The following is a 13,099-nucleotide window of genomic DNA, read 5'->3' on the forward strand; positions in this document are numbered from 1 at the left end:
CCTTTTTCCTTCTCTATTTCACTTTAAATTGGCTAATTTCAGCTTGTAAGTCATTTGACATCGTTTGAAGGACATTTGCCGCGCTCGCAATTTCCTCATTAGAAGTACTTTGTTGCTCTATGGATAAAGCAATATGCTGCATACCTGAAGATGTGCCATTCGCCATACCTACAATTTCTTTTACAGCAGAATCTGTTTGGCTTGCCTTCTCATTAACGCGCCATACGATATCCGTAACTTCCGTTGTACGTTGGCTAATCTGTTGTACATATTCCACAATATTTTTAAAGGCATCACCTGTCTGTTCAACAGCCTCTCGCCCTTCATCTACATATTGTGTGCCACTATTAATAGCGAAAACAGCACCGGAAGTTTGGTTTAATATATCATCCACTAGTGTTCGAATATTGTCAGCAGCCTTCCCAGATTCCTCTGCCAACTTTCTAACTTCATCCGCAACAACCGCGAAGCCTTTTCCAGCCTCTCCTGCTCGAGCCGCCTCAATAGATGCATTCAATGCAAGCAGGTTTGTTTGATCGGTAATGCTTGTAATTAACGAGACAATCGTACTAATTTCCTTTGATTTTTCACCTAAAGCATTCACAACTTCTGTTGATTGGTGAACAGAATCATTAATCGTATTCATTTTATCAATCGTTTGCTCAATTAGCTGTAAACCTAAATCAGCCTTTTGATTTGTTTCATTCGCTATATCTGCAACAGCCTGTACAGCAGAAGATGCATGGTCCATATCTTTGGAAATTAGATTAGCGGATTCAGATAAAAGGTCCATTTGCTTCAATTGTCCTTCCGCACTGGAAACAATATCTCCAATAGCATCAGAAATGGTTTCAACCGTGTGACTACTTTGCTCTGTAATCGTTGTAAATTCCTTTGTATAAGTCGAGACATCCGCAGATGCTTTATTCGTCTTTTCAATAACCGTGCCAATTTGCTCTAACATATGATTAAATTCAGTGGATAATTGTCCAATTTCATCTTTGAAACGGTCGTCAATGCGTACCGTTAAATCACCATCAGCCGCCTGTGTCATAGCCTTTAATACACGCTTTACACGTTTTAGGACGATATATCTCGTACATAACGAAATAATGACTGTACCAATAAATAACGAAATAAACGTATTAATGGCAACACCTGCACTGCCGTTTAAATGTACTACTTTTTCAAATTGATGACTAACAAATTCTGAGATATGCGAGCTAATAAATAAACTTATACCTATAGCTAGTATCATTTTGAAAATTAAACTTTTCCAAAACTTAATTTCCCGTGAAAAAAGTCCCTCTGTTTCCATTGCTCTTCCCCATTCCTATCATTTCTCTCTTTATTCTAAAATAAATACTAGCATTGGTACAATAGTTAGGTACTAAAATTACACATATGCATATTTAGACTTATCGAAATCAGTATAGGTTAGTCAATAAGCAACATCAATTATCAATTTCTCAACAGGTTAGGGGCTTAATCATATTACTTTTTAAATAGAAGGCTTATAGAATGAACGATTATCAAGTGGGAAAAGCCGCTCAGTAAATTCACCTGGTGTCGTTTTCCCTAATGCTCTTGTTAGCATGTTCATCTTCGCGTCTATATTATCAATATAATGTAAGATTTCCGCTTCTTGAAGCATCGGTTTTTTCGGACTCCCCCACTCTTCTTTCCCATGGTGAGACAATACCATATGCTGCAACAGCATGACTTCTTCGCCTTCAATTTCTAGCTCACTTGCAATTTTGGCAATTTCATTCACCATAATGGTAATGTGACCTAATAAATTGCCCTCCACTGTATACATCGTGGCAACAGGCCCAGACAACTCCACAACCTTGCCAATATCATGCAAAATAATGCCTGCATATAACAGGTCACGATTAAGTGTTGGATATAAATCAGCAATGGCTTTTCCTAGTTTGAGCATGGACACCATATGATCTAATAAACCAGACGCATAGTCATGATGGTTTTTAGTTGCTGCCGGAAAAACTAAGATGGCATCATAATGTTTTTTAATAGCCGCTCTTGTAATACGTGAGATATTTGGATTTTTAATATCAAAGAAAAATTGTGTCAATTCTTCATACAATTGTTCTTTTGGTGTTGCAGAGGATGGTACTAAATCATCGATCGCAATACCTTCCTCTGGCTTGGCAACACGAATAGATTTGATACGCAATTGATTCTTTCCTCTATAGTCGTGAATCTCTCCACCTACACGTACAATGGCCTCAGCATGATACATTTTTTCATGATCCTCATTTGTATCCCAGAGCTTTGCCTCAATATCTCCACTTTTATCTTGTAGTAATAGCGACATAAATGGCTTTCCAACGGTTGTAACACCTTTTGTCGCTTGTTTTATTAATAAAAATTGATCAACTGCTTCTCCAACTTGGAGCGTCGTAATCCCTTTCATGTTGACGCCACTCCCCTTTCATTTGCTAATGCTCCTATATCGACAATTTGCTCTTTCTGCCAATGTTTGAGCATTGTATCATGACAAGTAAAATATAAAATTTGACGTTCATATCCTACTTCTTTCATTAATTGTACCATTTTGTTTGTACGGTTTCGATCAAAATGGACAAATGGATCGTCCATAATAATTGGAAATGGAGCAGTGCTCACTAGTGTTTTTGCAAGGGCCAGACGTAATGCAATATAGGCTTGTTCTTTGGTAGCCTGAGATAATTCAGCCATTTGATAACGTAATCCTGCTACATCTTGTGCAACAAAATAACCTTCATCATGAATCGAAAGTTTATCGTATCTTCCCCCTGTTAGTAAACGGAAAATCGCATTCACCTCCACAAGGACATGAGGTAATTTTTCTTCACGTAGGCGGAATAATGTTTCGTGAATGGCTGTCGCAACAGCTTTTTTAGTTGCCCATTGCTCAATCAGCTGCTGCAATTCTGCTTTCTCCTGCTCAAACTGTTGTAGCAATTGCCCATACTTTTCATCATTTAATAGCTGATCTTTTTCAATGAGCAAAGCAGCACGTTGCGCAAGACATTGGTCGATCGCTAGCTGCGTTGAATTTTGCTCTTGTTCTAAAGCATGTATATCCTCGTTAACAGTATCCTCCACTAGACTCTCTCGCTGTGGAAGATTGAGTGAGGCGAGTTGAGCCTGAACCGTTTGTAACTCTGTCATGATGTTTTTTTGCTGCTCAAATTGCTCATACATTTCATAATAAGCCTGCTCGTTTGGAACTTGTGCTTCATTCAATAGCTCAGCCATTTCAGTTGTATAACGGTCCAGTTTTGATTGCCCACCATCCATTTTTATCTTCAGGCCAGCTAGCTGTTCTTTTGTTTGCTGTACTTGCTGTTGATGTTGTTGTGCTTCAAGGTAGGCTGTCCGTAAATACATATATATTTCCTGTTCATCATAGGCTCCCTCTAAAACCTGTTGAAGCTGTTTATAAATATACTGCTTTTCTTTTTGAACTTCTTGCATAAGGCTTAGGGTACTATTTTTTTTAGCTGCTAGCTCTTGCACACTCCGAATACGCATAAATAATTCGGGCATTAACGTTCTGGCGATTGTTCCCTGTAATCGATAACGTTTTAAAAAATGCTGGAGTGTGTGAGTGGCTTCTTCACTCTCTATCTCAGCCTGTTGAATTTTATATTCAAGAGAAGCGTATTGCTGCTCCTTCTCCTTTTGCTGTTCATTGACGTGTACCCAACGATCTTCATATCTTTGCTTCTTTAATAGCACTGCTTGTACCGTCATTTCCTCCTGCTCTAACTCTCGAAGAAGGGAACTATGCTCTTTACTAGTAGGCTCATCCGCTTGTTTAACATATCGGATAAATAACAGAGTCAGCAATGATAAAACAGCTCCGATAATGGTCGCAACTATGTTTTTTTCAAATACACCATAAATCAATGACAATAAACCGATTAGCAGTACAAGCCAGCTAAAATAATGAGGTTGCTTTTGTTTACTACGTTGCGATTTGGCCGCACGTAATTGCTCAAGCTTACGCTTTTGTTGGGGCCACTGTGCTAAAATATGTTCTTCTTCATTTGTTAATGACTCTTGCATGAGCCGTTGCTTTTGTTTGGCAATTGTCTCTAATTCTAGATGGACTTGCTCTAGTGAGCGTAGATGAAACTTTAGCTCCCCCTCTGCCTCCTCCAATTTACTTAATTGAAGCTGAAATTGTTGTTCCTGCTGGAGTGAAACCGTTTCTTCGAGAAGATTCTCCTGTGCCTCTGTCTCGAGTACGCCTAATAAACGAAACTGTGCTTTTATTTCTTGCTCAAACATAAAGAGATCATCATGTAAATTTTGCTCCTTCACCATCAGCTGATGCCACGTTGCCTCTTTTTGCATAAGACGAGCCATTTCATTGACCGTATGCTCATCCGCTATGGTAAGTACTTGATCTTGTAATGTTTGATATTGCTCCTTTAATTGCATTAGCTGCTGACTTTCGTGTAATAGACGATCCTTTAATTGCTCATAGCGTCTTATACCTTCTGGCGGAAACTGTACATGTTGATAATTGACCAGTGTCTGCTGTAAAATCTGTTGCTGTTTGAGGAGAGGAAGTGCCTGCTTTTGAATCGTTAACTGCTGCCATTGTTGTTGCAGCAGTTTTTGCGTACTATAAAGCTTTTCTAGATTATGCTCAAGTAGTTGTAATTGCTTTAATTTGTCCTCAAATGTTAGAATCTTTCCCTGCTCCTGTTTAATCGTACGCTCAAGCTGCTTTAATTGCTCAACCTTTTGATTAATTACGGGTACTTTACCTGTTTTTTTAAACAGCTCATTTGCCTCTTTCTCCATCTTCTTTTCAAGAGCTGATAAATGTTGAACCCCCGTTGTGCCAGAAGCTAGTAGCAAATGGGTTAGCTCCTCCTCTGACATTTTTTCAATGCCCTGTAGCTCGTGCAATGAAAATGAAAAAATGGATTCAAAGGACGTTCTAGAATACCCATATAAAAGCTTAGTTAATAGTTCCTCGTGTCCCGTTGTCCCATCCTCTAGATAAACAGAAACATCGCCTGCTGCCTTTCCTTTCACACGTTCAATAGTGCACTGGCCATAAATAGGATGCACGAGTGTGAGCTGACCACCATATTTCGTCGAAACTTTTGGTTCATATTTGCGCTGTGCCTGCTGCCGTATAGGGAAACCAAAGAGCATTTGTAGTATAAACTGCTGAATCGTCGTCTTTCCTGCTTCATTTAATCCATAAAAAATAGTGACACCCTCATTTAAGGAAATGGTGATGTTTTCATGCTTACCAAAGCCATATATTTGGATTTTTTGTATAGTCAGCATGTGATCACGCCCTTTGAATTTCTTCTGCCAATAATGCCTGTGCATTTTGCGTTAAGTTTTCAATATCCTTGTCATTTAGTGGCTCTATCAGCCTTGCACCACCAGCATATTGGTATAAATCTTTTAGAATATCTTTCCATTCATTACTGTCCCACTGCTCCATTAAGCTGACAACGGATTGAGTTGCTGCTGTCTGCTCATAAAGACTTGCTGTCTTCTGCAATACCAACTTTTGTACCCAACACATCGGCTCAATGCCTTCCTCCGTCTCTCGCACAGTATCTAACCATGCATCTACAGTTGCGTGTTCAAATAAAGCTTCCGTTTGTTCATCAATGTTTTGCAGGTGAAGCTCAACTACTGATGCCCCGTACTTCGTCCTATTCGTTGTGATCGCTTCCGAACATCTTTTTAGTAATTCATTGGCATGTACAACATTCGTACAATCCACTTCTATCGTGTTATAAACGACAGTAGATGTAGGGATAAAATCTAGCTCATTCGATGTTTGGGATAACGTCACGTCATAAAAGCCTTTCAGTCCTTGTTCTTTACGATGTCGACTTTGAATATTGCCTGGATAAACAATGGGAGGGTTTTGATGTAAAAGCTGTCGTTTATGAATATGTCCCAAAGCCCAATAATGATAGTTCTTTTCTATCAACTGCTGCTTAGTGAAGGGGGCGTAAACATCATGGGTCGTGTTGCCTGCCTCACTGCCGTGTAGCATACCAATATGAATGGCATGCTGATCCTGTGCAATTGGATAACTTTCAATAACTGATTCCTTTAAATGGCGTTCATGATAGCTGAAACCATATATATTTACTTGCTGGCCTCGGATTTTTAATTGAACCACGGTCGTTTCCGCTGGTAGTTCATAGACATTGCTTGGCAAAGCAAAGCGTGTCCAAGTGCCATTTAAATGATCGTGGTTACCATAGCTCACAATTACAGGGATGTTGTGTTGGAAGAGCTTTTCCATTGCATCCTGAAATCTTCGTTGTGCTTGCAAGCTACGATTTTCACCATCATAAATATCTCCAACAATTAATATAAAATCAGGTTTCTCTTGAATTGCTTTATGGATCATTTTATCGAATGCTTCAAAAGTACTCGACCTAATGTTCTTTAAAATGTGCTCAGGTAATCCAAATAAACCTTTAAATGGACTATCTAAATGTAAATCTGCCAAATGAAAAAAACGAATTGCTGTCATCCAATCACCTCAAATAGTAGATAATTATCGCCTCTGTACCGTAATATGTTCACTAAACAAAACCGAATATTTGTTCTATTTTATCATAGTTCACGTTTTATGAAAAATGGTATTACATAAAAAACAGCATTGCCTTACTTTTTCCACAATTTTCGTAATTTATCAAAAAATTCACTAGTTTTACCGTGAAGTTTATAAATCTTCTATGTATAATAGAAATATATTTAAGTAAAAGGGTGGGGTTTGTATGGAGAATTATCGTTTTACAGCTTTTGAAAAAACAGGGGAAACATTATTTGATGAAACTTGGACATTTGAAAATGATGAGGCTGCTAAACTAAACGGACAACAACAAATTGAGGAAAAAGGTGTTGCCGACAAAACTCATCGTCTTGTAAACGCTTCGGGTAAATTAATTTTATTCCATGTTTAGTGGCTAAAAGGCACGTAGTCAATGTTGCTACGCGCCTTTTATGATTGTTATTTTCCTACAAAGACAGGCATTCTTTTCTCTACAAATGCATGAATGCCTTCTAGATGATCTGTTGTTTTACGCATAGCGGATTGCCCCTCTGCTTCTAAAGCTAGGATATTTTCTAGCTGAGGCAAATTTTGAGCATGTAGAATTTTTTTCGTTGTAATCATGGAAGAAATAGGTGACGCAAGCATTTTACCAACAAGCTGATCTGCCATGGCAAATACAGTATCCTCTGGTGCAATAAAGTCAATAAGCCCTTCATCTAATGCTTCTTTTGCTGTTAATACCTTCCCCTCCCAAATCATCTGTTTCGCTTTAACAGTCCCCACACGTTCCTTCATGAAGAAATGACCACCTCCATCTGGGATTAGTCCTATTCCAATGAAATTCATAGCTAGCTTACTATTTTCACAAGCCACAACTATATCTGCCCCAAGTGTTAGACTAAACCCTAGACCTGCCGATGCACCATGAACAGCCGCAATCACAATCATTGGTAACTGATAATACGCTTTCACAATACGTGAAAGATAGACCATTGCCTCATCAATATTTAATGGTTTATTTTCATCTAACATAGCCTTGATATCGCCACCCGCAGAAAAGACTTTTCCTTCTCCACGAATAACAAGCACCTGTATATTTTGTTCCTGTTGGAGAGCCTCAAAGCATTCTGCGAGTTCTCGCATCATAACATCATCCATAGCATTCATCGCCTGCGGACGATTCAATGTTAACGTTGCACGACGTTCTAATTTTTCTAAAGTAATCGTTGAAAATTCCATCTCTATTACCCCCAAATATGAATAGTCATTCACTATGTACTATTCGTGTTTTTTTAGAAAACTCCTTCTACTCTAAGCAAAATTGCTCTTGTTATGCTATATTAAAGGACGAATATTGAGTTAAAGGTGGTAACGTATTTTGATACAGAAGGACTATCGTGTATTACTTTATTATAAATATATTACAATTGAAGACCCTGTAGCATTTGCAGAAGAACATTTAGCATTATGTAAAGAAATTGGACTTCTTGGACGTATTTTAGTAGGCTCTGAAGGCATTAATGGCACCGTTTCTGGTACCGTTGAGCAAACAGATGCTTATAGGAATCATATGAAGGCAGATGCTCGTTTTAGTGATATTATGTGGAAAATCGATGAGGTGGAAGGACATACCTTTAAGAAAATGCATGTACGTCCTCGTCAGGAAATTGTCCATTTAGGTTTGGAGCATGATATTAATCCTTTGGAAATCACAGGCGATTATTTATCGCCTAAAGAATTTATGGAACAAATGCAAGAAGAGAACACTGTGATTATCGACGCCCGAAATGACTATGAATATGATATTGGTCATTTCAAAGGTGCTGTACGACCTGATATTGAAACCTTCCGTGACCTTCCAGCTTGGATGGAAGCACATAAAGAAGATTTTGCAGATAAAAAGATTTTAACTTACTGCACAGGTGGTATTCGCTGTGAAAAATTCTCTGGTTGGCTAAAACGTGAAGGCTATGGTAAAAGTGTTGGTCAATTACACGGTGGTATTGCAACCTATGCAAAAGATCCTGAAGTAAAGGGCCAGCTATGGGATGGTCAGATGTTTGTTTTTGACCGTCGTCGAAGTGTACCGATTAATCAGGTTGAGCATGTCATCGTTGGGAAGGATTACTTCACAGGTGAACCTTCTGAACGTTATACAAACTGTGCAAACCCTGAATGTCATAAATTAATGTTATGTGAGGAAAAACACGAAGCATTTTATATGCGTAGCTGTTCAGATGATTGCCGCCGTGCAGAACGCAATTTCTTTGTCGAAGAGAATGGTTGGACGAAGGAGCAGGTTGAGGAGCAAATTGCTAAGATTGCAGAGATTCAAAACGCAAATCGTTAATACTTGGTGAGATAGGGTTTAGCCGTGTGCGTAAATGGTCTAAACCTTAAAATAGTAAGCCATCTACTAGCCCATCCAAAAAGAGCATCGTCCTGATGAACGATGCTCTTTTTCTTATTATTCCTGCGCTAAATAGCGCCCAACCTGCCGTCCACTAAATAAACAGCCTCCGACAAATGTCCCTTCTAAAGCACGATAGCCATGAACACCCCCGCCACCGAAGCCACTTACTTCACCAGCAGCAAATAAACCTGGTATAGGTTGACCATCCATACCCAACACCGCACCATTTAAATTTGTTTGTAAGCCACCCAAGGTTTTCCTAGTTAGAATGTTTAAACGTACGGCAATTAATGGCCAATTTTTAGTATCTAGAATTTTATGTGGTTTGGCAACACGCACTAATTTATCTCCAATATAATGCCTTGCCCCATGAATAGCGTTAACCTGTAAATCCTTCGTAAACTTATTGTCCATTTCTCGATCCCTTGCCAAGATTTGCTCTTTCACTTTCATGAAATCCAGTAGCTCATTCCCTGCTAGTTTATTCATGCCTTCTACTAGTTCTTTTAAATCATGTGCAATCACAAAATCTTCGCCATGATTTTTAAAAGCTTGGATAGGGGCTGGTGGACCTGGCATTATACGCTTAAGCACATCACTAATGCTTTTGTTTGTTAAATCTGGGTTTTGTTCTGAACCAGATAGTGCAAATTCCTTCTCAATAATTTTTTCCGTTAAAATAAACCAAGAGTAATCATAACCTGTTTTTTGAATTGCCTCTAACGTACTGAGCGTATCAAAGCCTGGGAAGTTGGGTGCATGGAATCGATTACCTTCTGCATCAAACCATAAGGAGGAAGGCCCTGGTAAAATACGAATGCCATGGTTGGGCCAAATTGGATCCCAATTTCTTAATCCCTCTGTGTAATGCCACATGCGATCACGGTTTACAATACGTCCTCCAGCATGTTCTGTGATTTCTAGCATTCTCCCATCAACGTAAGCTGGCACACCACATACCATATTTTTAGGAGGAGTCCCAAGTCGTGCAGGCCAATTTTTTCTTACTAAATCAAAATTAGCCCCAATACCGCCACTTGCTACAATCACGGCATCGGCTTCGTAGGAAAATTCTCCAATCCCCAATCTCGAACTTTTTTCACCTCGATTAATAAAGGTTTCTGCTAGCACTGTTCCACTGATTCCTGTAATTGTTCCATCATGTTGTATAAATTCATCCACACGATGTCTTGGTCTAAAATCGATAAATCCATCTTTCATAGCTTGCTTTACTTTATTTACAAATGGCTTTACTATGCCAGGACCAGTTCCCCATACAATATGAAATCTTGGTACAGAATTGCCATGTCCTCCCGCTAAAGAGCCTCCCCGTTCTACCCATCCAACCACAGGGAAAAATTTGATACCTTTTGACTTTAACCAGTCATATTTTTCACCTGCAGCAAAATCAACATAGGCTCTGGCCCATTTATAAGCCCACGAATCCTCATCTTCTAAACGATCAAAGCCTGCAGTTCCTTGCCAATCTTGCCACGCCAGTTCTTTACTATCTTTAATTCCAAGCCTTCGCTGCTCTGGAGAATTTACTAAAAATATCCCACCAAAAGACCAATATGCCTGTCCCCCTATTGAATTTTCAGGCTCTTGATCTACTAAAAGAACTTTTTTCTTTGCATCGATTAACTCACAAGCAGCAACTAAACCCGCAAGTCCAGCACCAACTATTGCAACATCGTACTGCATTTTTACACCCCCAAATCAAATCATCCTTAACTAACATTCTTCTCTCACAGCCTGTTTACCTTCTAAAATCTAATTTTTTGTCTAAAATGTGACAAGCGAAAATGTTCGCTTTCTCACACTAAAATCATCAAGGAATAGCATAAATCATCTAATTTATTCCATTTAATTACCATATAATTTTTTAACCGTAAACTACATGGAACACTGATACTATCGCACTTTTCAAATATCGTTAACGCTTTCATTGTATCCTCCAAAAAGACGAATATTAAACACTAAGAAAACAAACAACGTTCGTTTTTAGTTATTATTCAGACTTTTGAAGTCTATATTTTTTAAGTTTTTCAGAAATATCGTTGACAAAGGTGAACAATAGGGATTATGATGTTAACAAATTTAATCACACAAAATATAACGACGGAGACATACTAGTCACAAGAAAATCCAAAGAGAGCTGATGGTTGGTGTAAATCAGTGATTTCTACGATAATAGTTCCACTCCAGAATAGATAAGCCGAACAACTTAACAGTAAGCTTATCCGTCCCATGCGCGTTACGCATATAGCTAAGACTGCCAGAATAAATTTTCCAGCAGTGATTAAGGGTGGTACCGCGAACCAATGTTTATTCAGCCTTTCGCCCCTTACAACACAATAACTGTGTCTGTAAGGCGTGGAAGGCTTTTTATATTGTTTTCGATTTAGAAAGGAGATCGTTTGCATGCTGTAAGATGTTCGAATTTTACAAATTTCAGACTGTCGTAGATAAATCCACAACCCATATTTATTAAAAAGGAGATAATTATAATGACTACTGCAACAAAAAACATTAACGTATTTATCGCTGATCCACTAAGTGAGGATGGTATTTTCCCATTACGTCAGGAGCAAGATTTAGATTTAAACATTATTGTAGACACTGGTCTTGCACCAGAACAATTAATCGCTAAAATTGCAGATGTGGATGTATTACTTGTTCGTTCTCAAACAACTGTGACACGTGAAGTGATCGAAGCAGCTAAAAACTTAAAATTAATTGGTCGTGCTGGTGTGGGTGTCGATAATATTGACCTTGCTGCTGCTACTGAACATGGCATTATCGTTGTCAACGCACCAGATGGTAACACAAACTCAGCTGCTGAGCATACAATCGCAATGATGACTTCACTTGCCCGTCATATTCCACAAGCTTTTAATACATTAAAAAATGGAAAATGGGATCGCAAATCTTATGTTGGTGTTGAGCTAAAAAATAAAACGTTGGGTGTTGTAGGCTTTGGACGAATCGGTGTTGAAGTAGCTTATCGTGCAAAAGGTCAACGTATGAATGTTATGGCATACGATCCTTTCCTAACAGATGAACGTGCAAAAGAATTAGGTGTAACAAAAGCAACAGTTGAAGAAATTTGCGAAGTAGCAGATTTCATTACAGTTCATACACCACTTCTTCCTGAAACACGTAATCTTATTAATAAAGAAAAATTTGCGATGATGAAAGATGGCGTGCGTATCATTAACTGTGCACGTGGTGGAATTATCAATGAAGATGATTTATATGATGCAATCGTAGCAGGAAAAGTAGCTGGTGCTGCCCTAGATGTATTTGTTTCTGAACCAGCAACAGATCATAAGCTACTGACATTACCACAGGTAATCGCAACGCCTCACTTAGGTGCATCGACAATTGAAGCACAAGAATCTGTTGCGGTTGATGTATCAAATGACATCATTAAATTTTATAAAACAGGTACCGTAACAAACCCTGTAAACATGCCATCTATTCCGAAAGAGCTTCTTGCACAAGTTGAGCCTTTCTTTGAATTAGCTGAAAAGCTTGGTTCATTCCTATCACAATTAACAACAGAGCCTGTAAAAGAAATCAACCTATCTTATGCTGGTGAAGTAGCAAACTATGATGTACGTCCATTAACTTCAAATGCACTAAAAGGCTTATTAGCAAAAAATCATGGTAATCATGTAAATGATGTCAATGCCCGTTACTTATCTGAACGTATCGGCATGAAAATTAATGAGCACAAAACAACAACTGCTAAAGGCTTTACAAGCTTAATTACAATTGAAATTATTACTGCTAATGAAACGCATACAGTAGCTGGTACATTATTAAACGGTTTAGGTGCACGTATCGTAAAAGTAGAAGACTATGTTGTGGACGTCATTCCACAAGGTCACCTTCTTTACATTAAAAATACGGACAAACCAGGTGCAATTGGCCGTGTAGCAACAAAGCTTGCAGAAAAAGAAATCAATATCGCAACAATGCAAGTTGGCCGTGCACAGGTTGGTGGTACAGCGGTTATGATGCTAACGGTTGATAATGTTGTAACTGAAGAAGATTTAGTTTTTGTAGCACAGCTTGAAAACATTGATGAGGTAAAAGCCATTAACCTATAATTA

At 38.6% G+C, this 13,099-nt stretch carries 9 protein-coding genes; 3 read left to right on the top strand and 6 right to left on the bottom strand.

What is annotated here, in order from left to right:
- Nucleotides 1-13 precede the first annotated feature (13 nt).
- The 4 genes from MHI22_RS12175 to MHI22_RS12190 form a co-directional block, all read right to left on the bottom strand.
- Nucleotides 14-1,318 carry a methyl-accepting chemotaxis protein gene (locus tag MHI22_RS12175; protein ID WP_058843257.1) on the bottom strand — a complete coding sequence of 435 codons (1,305 nt, stop codon included), beginning with the start codon at nucleotides 1,316-1,318 and terminating at the stop codon, nucleotides 14-16.
- 183 nt (nucleotides 1,319-1,501) lie between these two features.
- Nucleotides 1,502-2,437: a 3'-5' exoribonuclease YhaM gene (gene yhaM, locus MHI22_RS12180; protein ID WP_271910929.1), complete on the bottom strand. Its 936-nt coding sequence runs from the start codon at nucleotides 2,435-2,437 to the stop codon at nucleotides 1,502-1,504.
- Complete coding sequence (locus MHI22_RS12185) at nucleotides 2,434-5,322, bottom strand: ATP-binding protein (RefSeq protein WP_340812088.1); 2,889 nt, start codon at nucleotides 5,320-5,322, stop codon at nucleotides 2,434-2,436. Before MHI22_RS12185 ends, yhaM begins: the two co-directional genes overlap by 4 nt.
- 4 nt (nucleotides 5,323-5,326) lie before the next feature.
- Nucleotides 5,327-6,541, bottom strand: coding sequence for a metallophosphoesterase family protein (locus MHI22_RS12190; RefSeq protein ID WP_340812090.1), 1,215 nt, complete (start codon nucleotides 6,539-6,541; stop codon nucleotides 5,327-5,329).
- A 247-nt stretch (nucleotides 6,542-6,788) separates the two neighbouring features.
- On the opposite strand from MHI22_RS12190, the gene MHI22_RS12195 reads away from it, so the two are divergent.
- Nucleotides 6,789-6,974, top strand: coding sequence for a YhzD family protein (locus MHI22_RS12195; RefSeq protein ID WP_036075853.1), 186 nt, complete (start codon nucleotides 6,789-6,791; stop codon nucleotides 6,972-6,974).
- A gap of 47 nt (nucleotides 6,975-7,021) precedes the next feature.
- Here the strand turns inward: MHI22_RS12195 and MHI22_RS12200 are convergent, their stop codons facing one another.
- Nucleotides 7,022-7,804, bottom strand: coding sequence for an enoyl-CoA hydratase (locus MHI22_RS12200; protein ID WP_340812092.1), 783 nt, complete (start codon nucleotides 7,802-7,804; stop codon nucleotides 7,022-7,024).
- A gap of 139 nt (nucleotides 7,805-7,943) precedes the next feature.
- On the opposite strand from MHI22_RS12200, the gene trhO reads away from it, so the two are divergent.
- Nucleotides 7,944-8,915, top strand: a complete 972-nt coding sequence (gene trhO / locus MHI22_RS12205) for an oxygen-dependent tRNA uridine(34) hydroxylase TrhO (protein ID WP_058843253.1) — start codon at nucleotides 7,944-7,946, stop codon at nucleotides 8,913-8,915.
- 117 nt (nucleotides 8,916-9,032) lie between these two features.
- Here trhO and MHI22_RS12210 read toward each other — a convergent pair whose 3' ends face one another.
- Nucleotides 9,033-10,682: an FAD-binding dehydrogenase gene (locus tag MHI22_RS12210; protein WP_340812094.1), complete on the bottom strand. Its 1,650-nt coding sequence runs from the start codon at nucleotides 10,680-10,682 to the stop codon at nucleotides 9,033-9,035.
- 806 nt (nucleotides 10,683-11,488) lie between these two features.
- Here MHI22_RS12210 and serA point away from each other — a divergent pair.
- Nucleotides 11,489-13,096 (top strand): phosphoglycerate dehydrogenase, encoded by a 1,608-nt coding sequence (gene serA, locus MHI22_RS12215; protein ID WP_271910935.1) that lies wholly within the window; start codon nucleotides 11,489-11,491, stop codon nucleotides 13,094-13,096.
- Nucleotides 13,097-13,099 lie beyond the last annotated feature (3 nt).

The sequence above is a fragment of the Lysinibacillus sp. FSL L8-0312 genome (assembly GCF_038003285.1).
GTDB classification, from domain to species: Bacteria; Bacillota; Bacilli; order Bacillales_A; family Planococcaceae; genus Lysinibacillus; species Lysinibacillus fusiformis_D.